The sequence below is a fragment of the Mycobacterium sp. genome (genome assembly GCF_049647605.1).
In the GTDB taxonomy this organism is placed as follows: Bacteria; Actinomycetota; Actinomycetes; order Mycobacteriales; family Mycobacteriaceae; genus Mycobacterium.
The window spans coordinates 1-20,035 of sequence record NZ_JBARXZ010000136.1 but is presented as its reverse complement, the minus strand read 5'-3'; the positions used below and the strand labels follow the sequence as shown (position 1 = coordinate 20,035).

Genomic DNA, 20,035 nt, shown 5'->3' with positions numbered 1-20,035 from the left:
CGGATACGAAAGAACCCGCCGAAATGACCGAGGCGGATCCGGCACCCAACCCGCATGCCACTGCGGAGCAGGTGGAGGCGGCGCGCCACGACACCAAGCTGGCCCAGGTGCTCTACCACGACTGGGAGGCCGAGTCCTACGACGACAAATGGTCGATTTCGTATGACCAGCGTTGCGTCGAGTACGCCCGCGGCCGGTTCGACGCCATCGTTCCCGACGACGTGCAGCGTGAGTTGCCGTATGACCGGGCCCTCGAATTGGGCTGCGGGACCGGGTTCTTCCTGCTGAATCTGATTCAGGCCGGGGTGGCCCGTCGTGGTTCGGTGACCGATCTGTCGCCCGGAATGGTGAAGGTGGCGACCCGCAACGGCCAGTCCCTGGGACTCGACATCGACGGCCGGGTTGCCGACGCGGAGGGAATTCCATACGAGGACAACACCTTCGACCTGGTGGTCGGACACGCGGTGCTGCACCACATCCCTGATGTGGAGTTGTCGCTGCGTGAGGTGGTGCGCGTGCTGAAGCCGGGCGGCCGATTCGTGTTCGCGGGGGAGCCGACGGCGGTGGGCAACACCTACGCGCGCCAGTTGTCGACCCTGACCTGGCGGGTGGCCACCAACGTCACCAAGCTGCCCGGCCTGGGCGGCTGGCGCCGGCCCCAGACCGAGCTCGACGAGTCGTCCCGTGCCGCAGCCCTGGAGGCTGTGGTGGACCTGCACACCTTCGACCCGCACGACCTGGAACGGATGGCGCGCAACGCCGGGGCCGTCGAGGTCGCCACCGCCAGCGAGGAGTTCACCGCTGCCATGCTGGGCTGGCCGGTGCGCACCTTCGAGGCCGCGGTTCCGCCCGGAAAGCTGGGCTGGGGCTGGGCCAAATTTGCGTTCGGTAGCTGGACCACACTGTCGTGGGTGGATGCCAACGTGTGGCGCAACGTGGTCCCGAAGGGCTGGTTCTACAACGTGATGGTCACCGGGGTAAAGCCGTCCTAGATTTCACCCTGGACGACGTCGCTTACCTGACGTCGGCGCAGGGCGGCGCCGCACTCGACGACGTCGCCGAGCTGTCGCTGGCGGATCGGGTAGCCGCGGTGGCACAGGTGCGTTCCCGGCACCACCACCGGGCGGCCGCACTGATCGAGACCACGCTGCTGCGGCGGCGCGCATCGGTGAAACTGGCCGGTGCCGATACCTGGTTGTTCACCGACGAGGCGCTGCAACAGGCCACCGCGACGGCGGTGGCCGCCCACCGGGCGCGCCGGCTGGCCGGGCGGGTGGTGCATGATGCCACCTGCTCCATCGGCACTGAACTGGCGGTGCTCGGCGAGGTGGCCGAGGCGGTGGTGGGCAGCGATCTGGATCCGGTCCGGCTGGCGATGGCCGCGCACAATCTCGACGGTCGGGTGCTGCTGTGCCGGGCTGACGCACTGGCGCCGATCACCGCCGACGCCGTTGTGCTGATCGACCCGGCGCGGCGCAGCGGCGGAACACGCCGCTTCGATCCGCGGGCCTACACACCCGGCCTCGACCGGGTGCTCGAGGTGTACCGCGACCGCGACCTGGTGGTGAAGTGCGCTCCCGGAATCGATTTCGACGGGCTCACCGAGCTGGGGTTCCGCGGCGAGATCGAGCTCACCTCGCTGGCGGGCTCGGTTCGGGAGGCCTGCCTGTGGTCGCCTTCACTGGCGCAGCCGGGTGTGCACAGACGGGCCACGGTGCTCGACACCGGTGAGCAGTTCACCGACGCCGATCCCGACGATTGCCAGGTCGGACCCGCAGGCCGCTGGATCGTCGACCCCGATGGGGCGGTGGTCCGCGCCGGATTGGTACGTCAATACGCGGCGCGTCACGGGATGTGGCAGCTGGATCCCGACATCGCCTATGTCACCGGTGACCGGCTGCCGGCCGGGGTGCGCGGATTCGAAGTGCTCGAAACGCTCCCGTTCACGGAAAAGAAGCTGCGGCAGGCTCTTTCGGCTCTCGACTGTGGAGCACTGGAGATCCTGGTGCGTGGTGTCGGCGTGGATCCCGACGCTTTGAGGCGCAGTTTGCGGCAGAAAGGGCGGCAGCCGCTGTCGGTGGTGATCACTCGGATCGGTACCGGCCGCGACAGCCGTGCCACGGCATTTGTCTGCAGAGCGTCGCGGTAGCCACGTACGCTGTGCATACGTTTGTTGTCGGACGCCGGGTCCCGGCGCACCCCGAGGTCAACTAGGAAACGACGATGCGCACACTGCTGGCGACTGCGGCTCTGACCGGCGTTGCTCTGATCAGCCCGGCCACCGCCGGGGCCGCGCCGCTGTGCACCGATTTCGGCGGTACCGTCAGCGCGGATCAGATGTGTCAGGTGCACGTCTCGAACCCGCAGTACCTGCTCGACATGGTGTTTCCGGTGAACTATCCGGACACCCCCAGATTGTCGGCGTACCTGAACCAGACCCGCGACGGCTTCGTCAACGTGGCCGATATGCCGGGCAACCGGAATCTGCCGTACGCCCTGGACGTCAAGTCCACCCGCCACAGCACGGGCAGCACCCAGTCGGTGGTCCTGGAGGTGTACCAGAACGTCGGCGGTGCGCACCCATCTACCTGGTACAAGACGTTCAACTACGACACCGCCACGCGGGCGCCCATCACCTTTGACAATCTCTTCCCGACGGGCTCCAAACCGATCGAGGCCATCTACCCGATCGTCATGAAAGACCTCACCCAGCAACTCGGTCAAGCATCTATCTCACCGCTGTCCGACGGGCTGGACCCGACGCACTACCAGAACTTCGTGATCACCGACGATGCGCTGATCTTCTACTTCGGCCAGGGGGAGCTGCTGCCGGAGGCTGCCGGGGCACTGCAGTCCCGGGTGCCGCGCAGCGCTGTTCCGCCCCTGCAGCTCTGAGGACGCTACTCCGGGGCGAAGCTGTAGACCTGGCCGTCGCTGGTGGCGGTGACGACCCGGCCGTCGGCACCGATCGACACCCCCACCGGGAAGCCGGTGGCCTCCGGTAGCGGGTAGCTGTTCAGGTTGTCGCCGTCAGCGGGATCGAACACCAGCAGCGCCTGACCACCCTGCTCGCCGGTACCGTCCCGCACCACGGTGTAGGCGACGCCGCCGGCGCGGCTGGATGTGGTCAGTGGCTCCACCGCATCATCGCGCCAGACCTCTTCACCGGCCTCCCCGGTGTCCCGGATGGCCAGCAGCGCGGTGTCCGGGCCGCCGCCGGCGATGATCAGGCCGTCCGGGGACACCGTGGGCGGAGTCTGGGCCAGAAAGCCCAGTGGCTTCGACCATTTCACGGTGCCGGTGGTGGCATCGAGCGCCCAGAGCTGCCGGTCGCGGCCGTTGACGTAGACGGTGGTCCCGTCCGCGGACAACACCGGCGCCGACAGCACCCCACCGGAGACCGCGTCGCTGGTCCAGGCCCTCGCCAGCAGTGGTCGCTGCCCGGGCTGGTAGCGCAACCCCACCAGCGTCGAGGTGGGCGCGCCTGGTTGGCGCAGGCCGAGCACGATCATCTCCGATTCGGGGGAGAACGCCGGTGCCGCCGAGATCGGGCAATCCGGCCCGGCGGATGCACAGTCGGCCAGACCGCGTTCGGAATCGGTCGGATCGAGATCGGACACCAGGTCCAGGGGGTTGCCCACGACCGTGCCACGGTGGGCGTCGAACACCAGGACCTGCCCGAGGTGGGTGACCACGAGGAGCTCACCGGCACTGAGGAACCGTGGCGTCTGGGGCATCCCGATGACCTGACTGCGCCACCGGATCCACTGGGTGGTGGGGTAGGACATGATGGTGCCGGGCTGGCCCACATAGAGGTTGGTGAAGCCGTCGAACAGCGGGCCGGCGAATCCGCCGCCCTGCACGAGCCGGGTGCACCAGCGCTGCCGGCCGGTGTTGTCGTTCTCCCACAACATCAGCGAGCACCCCGCCGCGCTCTGCGCATTGGCGGCCAAGTCGGTACCGGAGCTCAGTGCCGGTGCGGCACCCAACGCACCCTTGACCGAGCGGCTCCAGTCGAACTGCAGATCAGTGGCGCCGGGTTGCGGGACGTAGCTGCTGTTGGCGGCATCGCCGTACGGTGCCGGCCAGCCCGCCGACGGCGCGGCGTCAACCCAGGAGTCATTGTTGCCGCAGGCAGTGGCGAACACCATGGGTACTACGCCCAGCAATGCCACCGCCATAGGCACGAATCGCCGGTGCACCCGATGTGGTCCTTTCTCCGCTGATCTCGAAAGCCCACCGAGGGTAACCCGAGCCGGCGGCGCCCTCGCGTAGGCTTTCCGCCCATGACGACGATGTGGGGCTCGCCGATCCACAAGCGTTGGCGCGGTTCGCGGCTACGCGATCCCCGTCAGGCCCGGTTCCTGACTCGGGATTCACTGAAATGGGTGCTGGCCAACAGGGCTTACACCCCGTGGTACCTGGTGCGGTACTGGCGACTGCTGAAGTTCAAGCTGGCCAACCCACACGTCATCACCCGCGGAATGGTGTTCCTCGGCAAGAACGTCGAGATTCAGTCCACTCCCGAGATGTCACAGCTCGAGATCGGTCGCTGGGTACACATCGGCGACAAGAACACCATCCGCTGTCACGAGGGCTCGCTGCGCATCGGAGACAAAGTGGTACTCGGACGCGACAACGTCATCAACACCTATCTCGACATCGAGCTCGGCGATTCGGTGCTGATGGCCGACTGGTGCTACGTCTGCGACTTCGACCACAAGATGGACGACATCAACATGCCGATCAAGGATCAGGGCATCGTCAAAGGGCCGGTGCGGATCGGGCCGGACACCTGGATCGCGGCGAAGGTCACCGTCCTGCGTGACACCTCGGTGGGCCGGGGCTGCGTGCTGGGTGCACATGCCGTGGTCAAAGGCGTGATCCCGGACCACTCGATCGCGGTGGGCGCACCCGCCAAGGTCGTGAAGAACCGCAAGCTCGCCTGGGAGACCTCGGCTGCCGAGCGCGCCGAATTGGCCGCCGCGCTCGCTGATATCGAACGCAAAAAAGCCGCCCGCTGACCGCCGGAGCCGACATGGGCGACGCCGACGAGACCGAACCCGATTACCGGTTCACCCTCGCCAACGAACGGACGTTCCTGGCGTGGCAGCGCACCGCGCTCGGGTTGCTGGCCGCCGCCGTCGCCGTCATCCAGTTCGTCAGCGATCCCGCCGTGCCGGGTGGGCGCTATTTACTCGGCTCGCTGCTGGCGGTGCTGGCGGTGTTGACCGCGGTGGCCGGTTTGTTGCGGTGGCGTCAGGTCGATCAGGCGATGCGTCGCGGGACGGCCTTGCCCCGCCATGCGGTACCGGTATATCTGGCGGTGGGGCTGGGGCTGATCGGCCTGTTGATTCTCGGTGTTGCGCTGGTGAAGGTGGTTACCGGTTGACTGCCGGTGATCCCGGCCTGCAGCCGCAGCGAACCTCTCTGGCATGGACAAGAACCTCGCTGGCCGTGCTGGTCAACGGCGCGTTGCTGATGGCCCACGACATCGCCGATCACCGGGCCGGATTCGGTCTCGCAGCGGGTGTCATCGCCGTCCTGGTGGCGGTGTTGACCTACCTGATCGGCCTACACCGGCAACGGATCCTGGCCAGAGAACCACTGCCGCAACGGATCACACCGCAGACGGAGGTCTACCTGGTCACCGGCGCCGTGCTGGTGCTCATCGTGGTGTCGGTGGCGGCGGTTTTTGTCGGACGTCTCTGACACCGGCCGGCCGGAGTTCTTGTCGGCTCTCAGCGCCCCGGCAGGGGCCGCTGCACCACGGCCCGCCGGGCGTGGGGGTCACGTTCCCGGCGTTTGGCCGCCAGATAGACCTGGGCGGTCTCGGAAGCCACGGTCTGCCACGAGAAGTCGGACGTCAACCGGTCGCGGGCGGCAACGGCGTGGTCCTGGGTGGCGGCCGGATCATCCAGGGCGGTGCGGACGGCACGCGTCAGTGCGGCAACATCGCGGGGTGGGCACGACAATCCGGTCAGTCCGTTGATCACTGCCTCGCCCAGGCCGCCGACATCGGAGGTCACCAGCGGCGCGCCCGCGGCGGCGGCCTCCAATGCGACGATGCCGAACGGTTCGTAGTGACTGGGCAGCACCACGGCGCTCGCGCGGTGCATCAGTGCCAGCAGACCGGCATGGTCGCGATGTCCGACAAATTCGATGGCCTTGAGCACCTTGTGTTTACGAGCCTGCTCCACCAGCCAGTCCTGTTGGGTGCCTTCGCCGGCGACCGTCAGGGTGGTTCCCGGGTGGGTACGACGGATGCGTGGCATCGCGGCGATCAGGTCGTGGACTCCCTTTTCGTACTCCAGCCGACCGACGAACAACAGCTCCGCCGGCCCGTTCCGTGGGGTGCGTGGTGCAAAAGGCCAACCCGCGGTGTCGATCCCGTTGCGGATCACCCGCACCTCGGAAAGGCCGGGGCCGAACAGCTCGACTATCTCGTCGGACATCGAAGCCGAACAGGTGATCAACGAGTCGGAATCGCGAACCAGCCACGACTCCACGGCGTGTACCTGCTCGCTGATCGGACCCGACACCCAGCCGGAATGCCTGCCGGCTTCCGTGGCGTGGATGGTGGACACCAATGGCACGTCATGGAACTCGGCCAGGGCGATCGCCGGGTGAGCCACCAGCCAGTCGTGGGCGTGGACGATGTCCGGGCGCCAGGTTCGGCCCCGCACGCGGATCGACAGGCCGGCGCGCAGCATGGAATGCCCCATCGCCAGCGTCCACGCCATCATGTCGGTGCCGAAGGTGAACTCGTGGGGGTCCTGCGCGGCCGCCACCACCCGAACTCCCTCGACCACCTCGTCGGTGGTGGGGTGGGTGCTGGGGTCGGTTCCGGTGGGCCTGCGGCTCAGTACCACCACTTCGTGCCCGGCGTCGGCGAGTTCGGTCGCCAGATGGTGCACATGGCGGCCCAGGCCGCCGATGACCACCGGCGGGTACTCCCACGACACCATCAGGATCTTCATGACAGCCTTCTCGGCAGCCGGCGGGCGTCCAGCGCGCCGAAGAGGCCGTCGGCGCGGTTCCAGCCCTGCGCCAGGCGCACGGCCGCCTCCCGCCGGCCCGAATCCAACGCACCGGTGATCTCGCGGGTGGCGTGCGCATGCAGGTGTGCCCGGTAGCGGGCGTAGTCCGCGGCGGAGTCCTTGCTGACCATGAACGGCCAGTCGCTGGACACCGTCAGCAGGGTCTCGCGCAGGATCTGGTCGGCGACGATATCGCGGGCCGGTGGAACCCCGGGCGCGCTCTGTTCGAGCGCCTTGTCCACGGACGCCAGTGCGGTGTCCACCACCTCGGTGTTGAGGGTGACCAGGTCGGCCACCTGATCGCCGGACCACACGTGCCAATCCTTGCCCGAACCCCATGAGCTGGGCGGCAATTGGACCGGATCACCGACAAAGCCCCTCGCGGCGGCATCGCTGAGGGTGCCGATCTGGATACCTGCCTCGGGCAGGGCGCGCAGCACCCGCTCCAGCCACCGTGGACCCTCGTACCACCAATGCCCGAACAGTTCGGTGTCGAATGCGGCGATGACGTGGGCCGGCCGGCCGAGGCGCCGGCTCTCGGACGTCAAGCGGTGCCGCACCATGTCGACGAAGTCCGTGACGTGCTCATCGACCGCGGCGTCGGCGCGCTGCGGGTCATACGGCGCCTTGGCATCCGACGGCACATTGCGGCCGGTGACCCGGGCGGGTTTGAGGCCCGTGGTGTGGTCGTAGGTGTGGAAATCCCGGTAGGCGGCGTGTCCCGGGTATCCGGATTTCGGTGACCAGACGCGGTAACTGACCTGCAGGTCGCGGCCGAAGGCCAGCACATCGGATTCGGCCACCGGCCGGCCGAGCGCGGTGTCGCCGTGCAGCGACGGGCCGTCGACCATGAAATGGCCGACGCCCGCCGCGGCGTAGGTGCGTTCCATGCCCGGGGCGTAGGCACATTCGGGTGCCCAGATCCCGGTCGGCGTGTGGGCGAATCGTTGTTGGGCGTCGGCTAGGCCCTCACGCAGGGCGAAGTCCCGAAGACGCGGATTCAACAATGGCTGGAACGGATGGGCCAGGGGGCCGCCGAGCAGTTCGACGGTGCCTGCGTCGATCAGCTGCCGCAGCAACGGGCTGGCACCGTGACGCCACAGGGTCTCGAAATCCTCGATCGCCCGACCGGCTTCGTTGTGTTCGTGAATGCCGAAGGTGCGCAATGACTCCCGGTCGCGAAGTGTGGTCGCTTCCAGTGCGCGCAGCTGCCAGTTGGCCAGCCAGTGATGCATTCCGTCGAGGCAGTACGGATCGTCGAGCTGGGCGGTGACCACCGGGGTCAGTCCCAAGGTGAGGACGCCGCGGCGATCCTCTGCCGCCAACGAACGCAGCACGCGCATCAGCGGTAGGTACGACGCGGCCCATGACTGATACAGCCATTCTTCGCCGACGGGCCAGCGCCCGTGGTGGGCCAGCCACGGCAGATGCGTGTGCAGGACAAGGGTGAAGAGACCGGGGACGGCGGGGGTCACGGTCGCACCGCGATCGCCACCAGATCGAGGCTCGCATCGATGTCGCCGACACCGTCGTCGAGGAGATCAAAATCGTCGGTGACGACTCCGGCCACATCGGCCAGCAGCTCGGCCGGCCAGGGCGCGTCGGCGAGTGCCCGGGTGATCTGGGCGTCGATGATCGAGCCGCCGTGTTTGGCGTCGAGTTCCCGCAGCCGGGCACCGTGGTGGACACCGAGCATCGCTTCCATGGTGAACCCGCCCGTCACCAGGAGCTCGGTGAGCTCGGCGGCGTTGAGTTCGCGCGTGTGGAAAGGGTTCAGGGGGGTGTCGAGGCCGGGAGAGAAGGTGATGCGGTTGGGCGTCGACATCAGCAGCACTCCGCCGGGGCGCAACACGCGACGGCATTCGCCGACAAATTGTGACTGATCCCACAAATGCTCGATCACTTGGAAGTTCACCACAATGTCGACGGACTCCGCCTCCAGTGGCAACTCGGCGAGATTGCCTTGGATGGCCTGCACCCGCGGATACCGCGACTGCACGTGGGCGACGGCCGACTCGTCGTAGTCGACGCCGATCACGGACCGGGCGACGCCGGCCAGGAGGTCTGCGCCGTATCCCTCGCCGAAGCCGGCTTCGAGCACGTCACGCCCTACGCACCGGTTGGTCAGCTGCTGGTACACCACCTCGTGACGGCGAAACCAGTAATTCTCGATATCGAGTCCGGGCACGGTGCGTTCCCCGGTGAGTGCCAAGCCCTCATGCGGGGTAGAACCTGTTCCAGTTGCGGCGTTACTACCGGCGCCGTCGGTGACAAAGGAGCTCATTGGAAGGCAGGCTAACCCGAAGCCAACCCAATCCCTAGCCCCCGCGGTTCGACGAGGGCCGATAGGGGTAAGAACCTGCAGGACGACCCGCTATGGTGAACGAACGGACCACCATAAGTTACCGACTAGTAACATTGCGAGTGGGACGAACCCAGGCTGTAGGCACAAGGCTCCTCGTCACGGTTTCGGCCGGCGATGAGGCCCGTCAAGGAGGACGAAACAGAGTCATGACGAATATCGTGGTCCTGATCAAACAGGTCCCTGACACTTGGTCGGAGCGCAAGCTGTCCGAGGGTGACTGGACCCTCGACCGTGAAGCCGCAGACGCCGTGCTCGACGAGATCAACGAGCGCGCCGTCGAAGAGGCGCTGCTGATCAAGGAAAAACAAGGCGGGGATTCAACGGTCACCGTGCTGACTGCCGGACCCGAGCGGGCCACCGAGGCCATCCGCAAAGCGCTGTCCATGGGCGCCGACAAGGCGGTGCATCTCAAGGACGACGGGCTGCACGGCTCTGACGTCGTGCAGACCGCCTGGGCGCTGGCCCGGGCGCTGGGCACCGTCGAAGGCGTCGAGCTGGTCATCGCCGGTAACGAAGCCACCGATGGTGTGGGTGGAGCGGTACCGGCGATCATCGCCGAGTACCTGGGCCTGCCGCAGCTCACCCACGTCCGGAAGCTGACCGTCGACGGGGACACGATCACCGGCGAGCGCGAAACCGACGACGGTGTGTTCACCCTCGAGGCAACGCTGCCTGCCATCGTGAGTGTCAACGAGAAGATCAACGAGCCGCGTTTCCCGTCCTTCAAAGGCATCATGGCCGCCAAGAAGAAGGAAGTCACCACACTCACCCTCGCCGAGATCGGTGTCGAGGCCGATGAGGTGGGCGTCGCCAATGCGGGGTCCAAGGTGCTGTCCGCGACCCCCAAGCCGCCCAAGACCGCCGGCGAGAAGATCACCGACGAAGGTGACGGTGGATCCAAGATCGCCGAGTACCTGGTCGGTCAGAAGCTCATCTAAGACACCTACGAGACATCAGAGGCTGAAGAATCCATGGCTGAAGTACTTGTGCTCGTCGAGCACGCCGAAGGCGCCCTGAAGAAGGTCACCTCCGAACTGATCACCGCCGCTCGCGTCCTGGGCGAACCGTCCGCCGTTGTGGTCGGCACCCCGGGCGCCGCCGCCGGTCTTGTCGACGGTCTGAAGGCGGCCGGTGCCGCCAAGATCTACGTCGCCGAATCCGACGACGTCGACAAGATCCTCCTGACCCCCTACGTGGACGTGCTGGCGGCGCTGGTCGAGCAGGCCACCCCGGCAGGTGTCCTGGTGGCCGCCAGCGCCGACGGCAAGGAGATCGCCGGCCGGCTGGCCGCGCGCATCGGTTCCGGACTGCTGGTAGACGTCATCGAGGTCAAAGAGGGCGGCAAGGGCATCCACTCGATCTTCGGTGGCGCGTTCACCGTCGAGGCCGAGGTCACCAGCGATACCCCGGTGATCACCCTGCGCCCGGGTTCGGTCGACGCCGAACCGGCCGCCGGTGCCGGTGAGCAGGTCACCGTCGAGGTGCCCGCCGCCGCCGAGAACGCCACCAAGATCACCAAGCGCGAGCCGGCCGTCGCCGGTGACCGCCCGGAGCTCACCGAGGCTTCGGTGGTCGTCGCCGGTGGCCGCGGTGTGGGCAGCGCGGAAAAGTTCTCCGTCGTCGAAGAACTGGCCGACTCGCTCAACGGTGCTGTGGGTGCTTCCCGCGCCGCCGTCGACTCCGGCTACTACGCGGGCCAGTTCCAGGTGGGGCAGACCGGTAAGACGGTCTCGCCGCAGCTCTACATCGCCCTGGGCATCTCCGGTGCCATCCAGCACCGGGCCGGCATGCAGACGTCCAAGACGATCATCGCGGTCAACAAGGACGAAGAGGCGCCGATCTTCGAGATCGCCGACCTCGGCATCGTCGGCGACCTGTTCAACGTCGCCCCGCAGCTCACCGAAGCGATCAAGAAGCGCAAGGGCTGATTCCAGCCGTATCTCGAGAACACGCAGAACCCCGGCGCCACTTGGCGGCGCCGGGGTTCTGTCTTGCAGAGGCCGGAGACAACTCGTCACCTACCGTGCACGGACACGTCACGCCCCGATTGCCCTGGCGCTGAACGGCTGCGCGACCGTCCTGGGTATGAGCACTGCAGCTGTTCTCATCCCCGCTGATCAACCCACCACCTCGGCGGAAACTCCGCGCTACACACTGCTGCTGTCCGCCGACGCCGAACTGATCGAGGCAGCGCAACGCCTGCGCCATGACGTGTTCACCTCGGAACCCGGCTTCGCGCTGACCAATTGCATCGATGGTAAAGACGCCGATCGCTTCGACGAATACTGCGACCACCTGCTGGTCCGCGAAGACATCTCCGGTGAACTCGTCGGGTGCTACCGGATGCTGCCACCCCCAGGAGCGATTGCAGCCGGGGGGCTCTACACCGCAACGGAATTCGATGTCCGTGCCCTGGATCCCCTGCGGCCGTCGCTGGTCGAGATGGGCCGGGCGGTGGTCCGTACCGACCACCGCAACGGCGCCGTCGTGCTCTTGATGTGGGCAGGCATCCTGGCCTACCTCGACCGCAGCGGCTACGACTACGTGACGGGCTGTGTCTCGGTTCCCACACACGGCGGCGGAGAGCCGGGCAGCCAGGTCCGCGGCGTCCGCGATTTTGTGTCGCGGCGGCACGCCGCGCCCGCCGAGTACACCGTGCGGCCGTACCGCCCGGTGGTGCTCGACGGCCTGACCCTCGACGACATCGCACCGCCGGCCCGCCCGACACTGCCTCCGCTGATGCGCGGTTATCTGCGCCTGGGGGCCAAGGTGTGTGGCGAGCCGGCGCACGACCCGGACTTCGGGGTCGGCGACTTCCCGGCGCTGCTGGCGAAGTCCCAGGCCGACGCCCGCTATCTGAAGCGGCTCCGGTCGATGTCTGCGGCAGAAAGCGCCCTGTCATGAGCGCCCCCACAACCGTCGAGCACGCCTGGTTGCCCCGCGCGACGTGCGACGAGAGCTGCATGAGCGCCGGGGCCGCCGATACGGGCCGGCGCACCGTCGTGGCGCTGCGCACCACACTTCGGGTGATGCTGACGCTGATACTGATCCCGGCCCTGCCGCTGCTGGCGGTGCCGTTGCCGGGACGATCACACATCCAGCGCGGCTACTGCCGCCTGGTGCTGCGCTGTCTCGGAGTGCGGATCACCGTCTCCGGTGGCCCGATCCGTAACCTCCGCGGCGTGCTGGTGGTCGCCCCGCACGTGTCCTGGGTCGACATCTTCTCGATCGGGGCGGTGCTGCCCGGCTCGTTCGTCGCGCGTGCCGACCTGATCGACTGGCCGGCTCTGGGGCGGCTGGCACGCCTGATGAAGGTCATCCCGATCGAGCGGTCCAGCCTGCGCCGGCTGCCCGAAGTGGTGGCAGCCATCTGTACCCGGCTGCGGGCCGGACACACCGTTGTCGCATTCCCGGAGGGCACCACCTGGTGCGGGCTGGCCTTCGGCCCGTTCAAGCCGGCCATGTTCCAGGCGGCCATCGATGCGGGCCGACCGGTGCAGCCACTGAAGTTGAGCTATCACCACCGCGACGGGCGCACCTCGACGGTGCCGGCGTTCATCGGCGAAGACACCCTGCTCGAGTCGATCCGTCGCCTCATCGTGGCGCGCCGCACCATCGTGCATGTCCAGGTGCAGTCACTGCAGTTGCCCGTCGGTGACCGCCGGACCCTGGCAGCGCGGTGTGAAGCCGCGGTCCGCGGGTCTGCCAGGCCCGACACGCAGCACCGGCACGCCTTGGCTGCCTGAACTGCGGCAAGATACTCGGCTGCGAATTCGACTCGGTTCTACGGCTATCCTGGACGGGCCATGAGCCCCGCGAAGCCGGTCTATCTCGATCACGCCGCCACCACCCCGATGCACCCTGCTGCCATCGAGGCGATGACTGCGGTGCTGGGCACCCTCGGCAACGCGTCCTCGCTGCACACCTCGGGCCGGGCGGCGCGGCGGCGGATGGAGGAGGCCCGCGAATCCTTGGCCGCCTCGGTCGGCGCTCGGCCCTCGGAAGTGATCTTCACCTCGGGCGGCACCGAAAGTGACAACCTGGCGATCAAGGGCATCTACTGGGCGCGCCGGGACGCCGACCCCCTGCGGCGCCGCATCATCACCACCGCCGTCGAGCACCACGCAGTGCTCGACGCAGTGCAGTGGCTGACCGAGCACGAAGGCGCCGAGGTGACGTTCCTGCCCACCGAGGCCGACGGCTCCGTCACCGCCGCGGCATTGCGCGCGGCGCTGGTGGAGTACGGCCCCAGCGTGGCTCTGGTGAGCATCATGTGGGCCAACAACGAAGTGGGCACCCTGTTCCCGGTCGGTGAACTCGCCGCGGTGGCCGCTGAATTCGACGTCCCGATGCACAGCGACGCGGTTCAGGCCATCGGCGCGGTTCCGCTGCGTTTCGCCGACAGCGGTCTGGCGGCGATGAGCGTGTCTGCGCACAAGTTCGGTGGTCCGATCGGTGTGGGTGCGCTGCTGCTGCGCCGCGACACCGCGTGTGCCCCGTTGACGCACGGCGGCGGCCAGGAACGCGACGTCCGTTCCGGCACAGCCGATGTCGCCGGTGCGGTCGCCATGGCGGCGGCGGCAAAGGCGGCCGTCGAGGCGATGGAGGACCACAGTGCGCGGGTACGCGTGCTGCGTGACCGGTTGATCGACGGAGTGCTCACCACGATCGACGACGTGGTGCTCAACGGGTCACCTGAATCGAGACTGCCGGGTAACGCGCACTTCACCTTCCGCGGTTGCGAGGGCGATTCGCTGTTGATGCTGCTGGACGCCAACGGAATCGAGTGTTCGACCGGTTCAGCGTGCACGGCTGGGGTGGCTCAGCCGTCCCACGTGCTGATCGCCATGGGCGCCGACCCGGCGACCGCCCGCGGATCGATCCGGTTGTCGTTGGGGCACACCAGCGTGGATTCCGACGTGGACGCTGCGTTGGACGTGCTGCCGGCAGCGGTGGCGCGCGCCCGACAGGCCGCGCTGGCCTCGGCAGGGCAGGTGCGCTGATGCGGATACTCGCTGCGATGAGCGGCGGCGTCGACTCTTCTGTTGCCGCCGCCCGGATGGTCGATGCCGGCCACGAAGTTGTCGGGGTGCACCTGGCGTTGTCGTCGTCGCCGGGCACCTTGCGCACCGGCTCGCGCGGCTGCTGCTCCAAGGAGGACGCCTCCGATGCGCGCCGCGTCGCCGATGTTCTCGGGATACCTTTCTACGTCTGGGATTTCGCGGATCGCTTCAAGGAAGACGTCATCGACGATTTTGTCGAGGCGTACGCGCGCGGTGAAACTCCGAACCCGTGTGTGCGGTGCAACGAGCGCATCAAGTTCTCCGCGCTGTCCGCGCGTGCGCTGGCTCTCGGCTTCGACGCCGTGGCCACCGGGCATTACGCGCGGCTCTCGGATGGCCGGCTGCGTCGGGCCGTCGACATCGACAAGGACCAGTCCTACGTGCTGGCGGTGCTGACCGCCGAACAACTGCGGCATGCGGCCTTCCCGGTGGGGGACACCCCGAAGCCGCAGATTCGTGACGAAGCGGCCCGCCGCGGACTCACGGTTGCCGACAAGCCGGACAGCCACGACATCTGCTTCATCCCTTCGGGCGACACCCAGGCGTTTCTCGGGGCCCGGATCGGGGTGCGACGCGGTTCGGTCGTCGACTCCAGCGGCGCCGTGCTGGCCGAACACGACGGAGTGCACGGGTTCACTGTCGGCCAGCGCAAGGGCCTGGGTATCGCCGGTCCCGGGCCTGACGGCAAGCCGCGTTACGTCACCTCGATCGACGCCGAAACCGGCACCGTGCACGTCGGCAACGTCGCCGACCTCGAGATCTGGGAGCTCACCGGCGTCGATCCGGTCTTCACCTCCGGTACCGCATTTGTCGGCCCCGTCGAGTGCGAAGTCCAGGTGCGCGCCCACGGCGGCATCGCGGCGGTGGTGGCCGAAGTGGTCGACGGCCGGATTCAGCTCGAGCTGAGGACGGCACTGCGCGGTGTTGCCCCGGGTCAGACGATGGTGCTCTACCGTCCCGATGCCGACGGCGATGAAGTGCTGGCCAGCGCCACCATCACCCGCTGAGCAACTATCCGAATTCGCCTGCCCCCGCCGGTGACCACCGATGCATCGCCATATGTAATTCATCTTTGCTGAGTGCGTCGGTGGCCAACGGCTCCTGCCCTGGACGGCAGCGCATTCCCTGCAACAGGATCGACACGTAGCGCCGCCACAGGTCGGCAGACACCTCGCTGGCGTACTCACTCACCGCGCCGGTCATCAACCCGCACAACGGTATATCCGTTGCCGACACATCCGGCCGGAGATACCCGTCCCGCTTGGCTCGCTCCACCAGCTTCGAGATCCGCGGTTGCAGCTGTGTGCGGCCCGCGTCCACACGACCCCCGCAGTGCGTTTTGCTGAACGCCATCTCGCGCAGCCCGCGGTCGGTGGCGGTCAACTCGCACATCGACCAGACGAACCCGGCGAACCCCTCCCAGGAATCCTCGGCCTCCAGCGCGGTCTCGGCGACCGCAACAAGCTGGTCTAGGCCGTCTTGGAAGATCGCCTCGAACAGCGCCTCCTTGGTGGGGAAGCGCCGGTACACCGTGCCGACGCCGAGACCGGCGTGGTGGGCCACCTCGTTGAGGGTGGCTTCCAGCCCGCGGGTGGCGCAGAGCTCGCGGGCGGCCTCGATGATTCGGCGTCGGTTGCGCTCGGCATCCTTGCGAAGGCTCGACGCCTCCGGACCCTCGGCAGTCATGACGCCGAGTGTACGTATGTGGCATCCGTAGCTGCACAGGCTGCATATGTTTTGTCAAATGCAGAACCCAGTTTAGTGATGTCCCTTACGAAATCGCTTTAACCGGATTGACTCTATCCACTTGCAGGCTTAGATTTTCATGAGTTCGCCTGCCGACTGGTGGCTCGCGGCGCTCCCTCACCGAAAGACATCACCTTGCCTGTGCTAGTCGTGCGCGCGAAGCCAATGGGAAAGCCACTGAACGGCAACGGTGATCACGTGAAGTGCTCACGGTGATCACCGTCGTCAAGCGGGTATGGCTGCCCGTTCTGGTGGTCTTCGCGGTGGCAATCGGCGTCTTGGCCGTGACCAACCTGCGCTCGGTGTTCGGGTCGCACGGCGCCATCGTGACCCCCATCGACGCTGACACGGCGGAGAACTTCAATCCCAAGGTCGTGAAGTACGAGATCTTCGGCACGGGGTCCTACGCGTCCATCAACTACGCCGATCTGGACGGTAAACCTCAGCGAACGGGCCAGGTCAGCCTGCCCTGGACACTCACCCTGGAGACGACGTTGCCGTCCGTCATGCCCAACATCATGGCCCAGGGCGACGGGTCCTCCATCAGTTGTCGCGTCACCGTCGACGACGAGGTGAAAGACGAAAGGACCGCCGACGGAATGAACGCCGCCACTTACTGCCTGGTGAAGGCCGCATGACGACTCTCCTTCGACACAACGGCGGCGCCGATGATGCGCCGACCGACGCCGTGCCGGTTGCCCGCCACGCGGCACGGCCTAAGCTGCCGCGCTTCATCCGGACCTTCGCCGTCCCGATCATCCTCGCCTGGGTCGTCATCGTGGCACTTCTCAACACCGTGGTGCCCCAGCTCGAAGACGTAGGCAAGCTGCGTGCGGTGTCGATGAGTCCCAACGATGCGCCCGCGCTCATCGCCACCAAGCACGTCGGGCAGAAGTTCGAGGAGTACGACACCTCCAGCTCGGTGATGATCGTGCTGGAGGGCGACGACCCGCTCGGGCCGGACGCGCACACCTACTACGACGAGATCGTTCGCAAGCTCGAGGCCGATCCCATCCACGTGCAACACGTGCAGGACTTCTGGGGCGACACGCTGACCGCTGCTGGTGCCCAGAGCATCGACGGCAAGGCCGCCTATGTGCAGGTATTCATCTCGGGCGACCAGGGCGAGACCCTGGCCAACGAGTCGGTGCGGGCGATCCGTGACCTCGTGGAAAGCACGCCGGAACCCGCCGGCGTCAAGGCGTACGTGACCGGTCCTGCGGCGCTGACCACCGACCAGAACATCGTCGGTGACGCCAGCATGAAGACCATCGAGAGTGTCACGATCATGATCATCGTCGTGATGCTGCTGATCATCTACCGATCGATCGTCACGATGCTCATCACGATGTCGATGGTGTTCGTAGGCCTGCTCTCGGCCCGCGGCATCGTCGCATTCCTGGGCTACTACGAGGTTTTCGGTCTGACGACGTTCGCCACCAGCATGGTGGTGACGCTGGCCATCGCCGCCGCAACCGATTACGCGATCTTCCTGATCGGGCGCTATCAGGAGGCCCGCCGCTCGGGGATGGACCGAGAATCCGCCTACTACGACATGTTCCACGGCACCGCCCACGTGGTGCTGGCCTCGGGCATGACGATCGCCGGTGCCACGGCGTGCCTGCACTTCACCCGGCTGCCCTACTTCCAGAGCATGGGATTCCCGCTGGCGGTCGGTATGACGATCGTCGTCGCGGCGGCGCTGACGCTGGGGCCGGCAGTCATCTCGATCGTCACCCGATTCGGGAAGGTGCTGGAACCCAAGGGAACCGGCCGTGCCCGCGGATGGCGCCGGCTCGGGTCGGCGACGGTGCGCTGGCCGGGTGCCATCCTGGTGATGGCCTCGGTGCTGTGCATGGTGGGCCTGCTGGCGCTGCCCGGGTACCACACCACCTACAACGATCGCATCTACTTGCCCAGCGACGTGCCCGCGAACGTCGGGTACGCGGCCTCGGACCGGCACTTCTCCGATGCCAAGATGAACCCCGATCTGCTGATGGTCGAGTCCGACCACGATATGCGCAACCCCGCGGACTTCCTGGTGATCGACAAGATCGCCAAGGCGCTGACCCGCGTGCACGGAATCGCCTCGGTCACCACGATCACCCGGCCCGACGGCAAGCCGATCAAACACGCCTCGCTGGCATACACGATCAGCCAGAGTGGCAACGGCCAGATCATGAACAACGATTTCCAGCAGCTGGTCCTGGACAACACGCTCAAACAGGCCAACGACCTGCAGAACAGCATCGACTCCATGGAAGAGATGCATCGCATCACGTTGCAGCTCGCCGCGGTGACCCGCCGGATGGCCGACAAGATGGCCGACACGTCGGACAACCTCAACGACGTGCGTGATCACCTCGCCGACTTCGACGACCAGTTCCGCCCCCTGCGTAACTATTTCTACTGGGAGCCGCACTGCTTCAACATCCCGATGTGCTGGTCGATTCGGTCGGTGTTCGACAGCCTCGACGGAATCAGCACGATGAGTGACGATTTCACCGAACTGGTCCCAGATTTGGAGCAGATGGCCCAGCTCACCCCGCAGATGGCGGCGGTGCTGCCGGCGCAGATCCAGACGCTGAAAAACCAGAAGCAGATGATCCTGAACCAGTACCAGGCTCAGAAGATGCAGCAGGATCAGAACATCGCCATGCAGGAGGACAGCACGGCGATGGGCGAGGCATTCGACACCGCTCGCAACGACGACACCTTCTACCTGCCGCCGGAGGCGTTCGAGACCGCCGACTTCCAGCGAGGCATGAAGCTGATGATGTCGCCGGACGGAAAAGCGGTGCGGTTCACGGTGTTCCACCAGGGAGACCCGCTGAGTGAAACCGGCACCGAGCGCATCGAGCCGATGCGCATCGCGGCCGCCGACGCCATCAAGGGCACCCCGCTGGAGGGATCGACGATCTATGTCGGTGGTAGTGCCGCGATGTACAAGGACATGCAGCAGGGCGCGGACTACGACCTGTTGATCGCCGCGGTCGCGTCATTGATCCTGATCTTCCTGATCATGGTGATCCTGACCCGGGCCGTGGCGGCGGCAGCCGTCATCGTCGGCACCGTCGTTCTCAGTCTGGGTACATCCTTCGGGCTGTCGGTGCTGCTGTGGCAGCATATTGTCGGGATCCCACTGGGCTGGATGGTGCTGCCGATGTCGGTGATCGTGCTGCTGGCCGTGGGTGCCGATTACAACCTGCTACTGGTGTCGCGGATGAAGGAGGAACTCCCCGCCGGCATCAATACCGGGATCATCCGTTCCATGGCGGGCACCGGATCGGTCGTCACCGCAGCAGGATTCGTGTTCGCCTTCACCATGATCGGCATGGTCGTCAGCGACATGATCGTCATCGGACAGGTGGGTACCACCATCGGTCTGGGCCTGCTGTTCGACACCCTGGTCGTGCGCTCGCTGATGACGCCCTCCATCGCCGCGCTCATGGGCAAGTGGTTCTGGTGGCCGATGCATGTTCGTCCCCGCCCGAAGCCGAAACCGTGGCCCAAGCCTGAATTGGTGGCCAGCTCATGAAGACTCGCAATGTGTTGATCGGTCTGGCGGCGTCGGCGGTGTTGTTGTTCGCGGGGGCGCCGGTGGCGCATGCCGATCCCGATGAGGCGTTTGCCGAGCAGCTGCATGGTTTCGGGATCTACGGGCAGAAGGATTACAACGCCTGGATCGGCAAGCTCATGTGCAAACGGCTACGCAACGGCCAAGACCCGGACGCGTTCGCCTCGGCAAAATTTGTCCACGATCAGCTCCAAAAAGGCAGCACCACCGACCAGGCCTGGCAGTTTGTCGGCGCCGGCATCCC

General features: G+C 66.7%; 20 protein-coding genes. 15 read left to right on the top strand and 5 right to left on the bottom strand.

The features are described 5' to 3' along the window. Nucleotides 1-23: 23 nt before the first annotated feature. The 3 genes from WBB07_RS18005 to WBB07_RS17995 all read left to right on the top strand — a co-directional run bounded on the left by WBB07_RS18005 (nucleotide 24) and on the right by WBB07_RS17995 (nucleotide 2,895). Nucleotides 24-992 carry a class I SAM-dependent methyltransferase gene (locus WBB07_RS18005; RefSeq protein WP_526309771.1) on the top strand — a complete coding sequence of 323 codons (969 nt, stop codon included), beginning with the start codon at nucleotides 24-26 and terminating at the stop codon, nucleotides 990-992. Next, nucleotides 950-2,149 carry a THUMP-like domain-containing protein gene (locus WBB07_RS18000; protein WP_526309770.1) on the top strand — a complete coding sequence of 400 codons (1,200 nt, stop codon included), beginning with the start codon at nucleotides 950-952 and terminating at the stop codon, nucleotides 2,147-2,149. The genes WBB07_RS18005 and WBB07_RS18000 overlap by 43 nt, the downstream gene beginning before the upstream one ends. Nucleotides 2,150-2,223: 74 nt before the next feature. Continuing rightward, nucleotides 2,224-2,895: an esterase gene (locus tag WBB07_RS17995; RefSeq protein WP_526309759.1), complete on the top strand. Its 672-nt coding sequence runs from the start codon at nucleotides 2,224-2,226 to the stop codon at nucleotides 2,893-2,895. 5 nt (nucleotides 2,896-2,900) lie between these two features. On the opposite strand, the gene WBB07_RS17990 is transcribed toward WBB07_RS17995, so the two are convergent. Then, nucleotides 2,901-4,181: a BamB-related PQQ repeat family beta-propellar protein gene (locus WBB07_RS17990; protein WP_526309769.1), complete on the bottom strand. Its 1,281-nt coding sequence runs from the start codon at nucleotides 4,179-4,181 to the stop codon at nucleotides 2,901-2,903. Between the two features lie 105 nt (nucleotides 4,182-4,286). Here WBB07_RS17990 and WBB07_RS17985 point away from each other — a divergent pair, with 105 nt between their 5' ends. Genes WBB07_RS17985 through WBB07_RS17975 form a run of 3 tightly spaced genes read left to right on the top strand, consistent with a single transcriptional unit; the run spans nucleotide 4,287 to nucleotide 5,712 of the window. After that, nucleotides 4,287-5,024, top strand: coding sequence for an acyltransferase (locus WBB07_RS17985; protein WP_526309758.1), 738 nt, complete (start codon nucleotides 4,287-4,289; stop codon nucleotides 5,022-5,024). A 14-nt stretch (nucleotides 5,025-5,038) separates the two neighbouring features. Next, entirely contained in the window at nucleotides 5,039-5,392 is a 354-nt protein-coding gene (locus tag WBB07_RS17980; RefSeq protein ID WP_526309757.1) for a DUF202 domain-containing protein, read from the top strand. Then, on the top strand, nucleotides 5,389-5,712 hold the full coding sequence (locus WBB07_RS17975) for a DUF202 domain-containing protein (RefSeq protein WP_526309756.1): 324 nt from the start codon (nucleotides 5,389-5,391) through the stop codon (nucleotides 5,710-5,712). Before WBB07_RS17980 ends, WBB07_RS17975 begins: the two co-directional genes overlap by 4 nt. A gap of 29 nt (nucleotides 5,713-5,741) precedes the next feature. On the opposite strand, the gene WBB07_RS17970 is transcribed toward WBB07_RS17975, so the two are convergent. The 3 genes from WBB07_RS17970 to WBB07_RS17960 are packed head-to-tail and all read right to left on the bottom strand — an operon-like array spanning nucleotide 5,742 to nucleotide 9,324. Beyond that, the gene (locus WBB07_RS17970) at nucleotides 5,742-6,980 is read right to left on the bottom strand and encodes a glycosyltransferase family 4 protein (RefSeq protein ID WP_526309755.1); all 1,239 of its coding nucleotides are present in this window, start codon (nucleotides 6,978-6,980) and stop codon (nucleotides 5,742-5,744) included. Next, the gene (locus tag WBB07_RS17965; protein WP_526309754.1) at nucleotides 6,977-8,515 is read right to left on the bottom strand and encodes a 1,4-alpha-glucan branching protein domain-containing protein; all 1,539 of its coding nucleotides are present in this window, start codon (nucleotides 8,513-8,515) and stop codon (nucleotides 6,977-6,979) included. The genes WBB07_RS17970 and WBB07_RS17965 overlap by 4 nt, the downstream gene beginning before the upstream one ends. Further along, nucleotides 8,512-9,324 carry a class I SAM-dependent methyltransferase gene (locus WBB07_RS17960; RefSeq protein ID WP_526309753.1) on the bottom strand — a complete coding sequence of 271 codons (813 nt, stop codon included), beginning with the start codon at nucleotides 9,322-9,324 and terminating at the stop codon, nucleotides 8,512-8,514. The genes WBB07_RS17965 and WBB07_RS17960 overlap by 4 nt, the downstream gene beginning before the upstream one ends. Nucleotides 9,325-9,551: 227 nt before the next feature. On the opposite strand from WBB07_RS17960, the gene WBB07_RS17955 reads away from it, so the two are divergent. The 6 genes from WBB07_RS17955 to mnmA all read left to right on the top strand — a co-directional run bounded on the left by WBB07_RS17955 (nucleotide 9,552) and on the right by mnmA (nucleotide 15,475). After that, complete coding sequence (locus tag WBB07_RS17955; protein ID WP_526309752.1) at nucleotides 9,552-10,343, top strand: electron transfer flavoprotein subunit beta/FixA family protein; 792 nt, start codon at nucleotides 9,552-9,554, stop codon at nucleotides 10,341-10,343. Nucleotides 10,344-10,376: 33 nt separating this feature from the next. After that, nucleotides 10,377-11,333, top strand: coding sequence for an electron transfer flavoprotein subunit alpha/FixB family protein (locus WBB07_RS17950; protein WP_526309751.1), 957 nt, complete (start codon nucleotides 10,377-10,379; stop codon nucleotides 11,331-11,333). Between the two features lie 157 nt (nucleotides 11,334-11,490). After that, the gene (locus WBB07_RS17945) at nucleotides 11,491-12,309 is read left to right on the top strand and encodes a GNAT family N-acyltransferase (RefSeq protein ID WP_526309750.1); all 819 of its coding nucleotides are present in this window, start codon (nucleotides 11,491-11,493) and stop codon (nucleotides 12,307-12,309) included. Next, entirely contained in the window at nucleotides 12,306-13,151 is an 846-nt protein-coding gene (locus tag WBB07_RS17940; RefSeq protein WP_526309749.1) for a lysophospholipid acyltransferase family protein, read from the top strand. The genes WBB07_RS17945 and WBB07_RS17940 overlap by 4 nt, the downstream gene beginning before the upstream one ends. Before the next feature lie 60 nt (nucleotides 13,152-13,211). Further along, nucleotides 13,212-14,408, top strand: coding sequence for a cysteine desulfurase family protein (locus tag WBB07_RS17935; RefSeq protein WP_526309748.1), 1,197 nt, complete (start codon nucleotides 13,212-13,214; stop codon nucleotides 14,406-14,408). After that, nucleotides 14,408-15,475, top strand: coding sequence for a tRNA 2-thiouridine(34) synthase MnmA (gene mnmA, locus WBB07_RS17930; RefSeq protein ID WP_526309747.1), 1,068 nt, complete (start codon nucleotides 14,408-14,410; stop codon nucleotides 15,473-15,475). Before WBB07_RS17935 ends, mnmA begins: the two co-directional genes overlap by 1 nt. A 4-nt stretch (nucleotides 15,476-15,479) precedes the next feature. Here the strand turns inward: mnmA and WBB07_RS17925 are convergent, their stop codons facing one another. Further along, nucleotides 15,480-16,154 carry a TetR/AcrR family transcriptional regulator gene (locus tag WBB07_RS17925; protein WP_526309746.1) on the bottom strand — a complete coding sequence of 225 codons (675 nt, stop codon included), beginning with the start codon at nucleotides 16,152-16,154 and terminating at the stop codon, nucleotides 15,480-15,482. Between the two features lie 272 nt (nucleotides 16,155-16,426). Between WBB07_RS17925 and WBB07_RS17920 the strand changes: the two genes are divergently transcribed. From WBB07_RS17920 to WBB07_RS17910, 3 genes are all read left to right on the top strand, one after another. After that, nucleotides 16,427-16,852, top strand: a complete 426-nt coding sequence (locus WBB07_RS17920; RefSeq protein ID WP_526309745.1) for an MmpS family transport accessory protein — start codon at nucleotides 16,427-16,429, stop codon at nucleotides 16,850-16,852. Continuing rightward, nucleotides 16,849-19,752: an MMPL/RND family transporter gene (locus tag WBB07_RS17915; RefSeq protein ID WP_526309744.1), complete on the top strand. Its 2,904-nt coding sequence runs from the start codon at nucleotides 16,849-16,851 to the stop codon at nucleotides 19,750-19,752. Before WBB07_RS17920 ends, WBB07_RS17915 begins: the two co-directional genes overlap by 4 nt. Continuing rightward, a partial coding sequence (locus WBB07_RS17910; protein WP_526309743.1) for a DUF732 domain-containing protein occupies nucleotides 19,749-20,035 on the top strand: 287 nt, incomplete at its 3' end. The genes WBB07_RS17915 and WBB07_RS17910, both read left to right, overlap by 4 nt.

Coding starts and splice junctions, on each gene's coding strand:
- WBB07_RS17940 (WP_526309749.1), top strand. CDS start 12,306: ATGAGCGCCCCCACAACCGTCGAGCACGCCTGGTTGCCCCGCGCGACG.
- WBB07_RS17990 (WP_526309769.1), bottom strand. CDS start 4,181: ATGGCGGTGGCATTGCTGGGCGTAGTACCCATGGTGTTCGCCACTGCC.
- WBB07_RS17980 (WP_526309757.1), top strand. CDS start 5,039: ATGGGCGACGCCGACGAGACCGAACCCGATTACCGGTTCACCCTCGCC.
- WBB07_RS17935 (WP_526309748.1), top strand. CDS start 13,212: ATGAGCCCCGCGAAGCCGGTCTATCTCGATCACGCCGCCACCACCCCG.
- WBB07_RS17925 (WP_526309746.1), bottom strand. CDS start 16,154: ATGACTGCCGAGGGTCCGGAGGCGTCGAGCCTTCGCAAGGATGCCGAG.
- WBB07_RS17970 (WP_526309755.1), bottom strand. CDS start 6,980: ATGAAGATCCTGATGGTGTCGTGGGAGTACCCGCCGGTGGTCATCGGC.
- WBB07_RS17950 (WP_526309751.1), top strand. CDS start 10,377: ATGGCTGAAGTACTTGTGCTCGTCGAGCACGCCGAAGGCGCCCTGAAG.
- WBB07_RS17960 (WP_526309753.1), bottom strand. CDS start 9,324: ATGAGCTCCTTTGTCACCGACGGCGCCGGTAGTAACGCCGCAACTGGA.
- WBB07_RS17915 (WP_526309744.1), top strand. CDS start 16,849: ATGACGACTCTCCTTCGACACAACGGCGGCGCCGATGATGCGCCGACC.
- WBB07_RS17945 (WP_526309750.1), top strand. CDS start 11,491: ATGAGCACTGCAGCTGTTCTCATCCCCGCTGATCAACCCACCACCTCG.
- WBB07_RS17955 (WP_526309752.1), top strand. CDS start 9,552: ATGACGAATATCGTGGTCCTGATCAAACAGGTCCCTGACACTTGGTCG.
- WBB07_RS17995 (WP_526309759.1), top strand. CDS start 2,224: ATGCGCACACTGCTGGCGACTGCGGCTCTGACCGGCGTTGCTCTGATC.
- WBB07_RS18005 (WP_526309771.1), top strand. CDS start 24: ATGACCGAGGCGGATCCGGCACCCAACCCGCATGCCACTGCGGAGCAG.
- mnmA (WP_526309747.1), top strand. CDS start 14,408: ATGCGGATACTCGCTGCGATGAGCGGCGGCGTCGACTCTTCTGTTGCC.
- WBB07_RS17985 (WP_526309758.1), top strand. CDS start 4,287: ATGACGACGATGTGGGGCTCGCCGATCCACAAGCGTTGGCGCGGTTCG.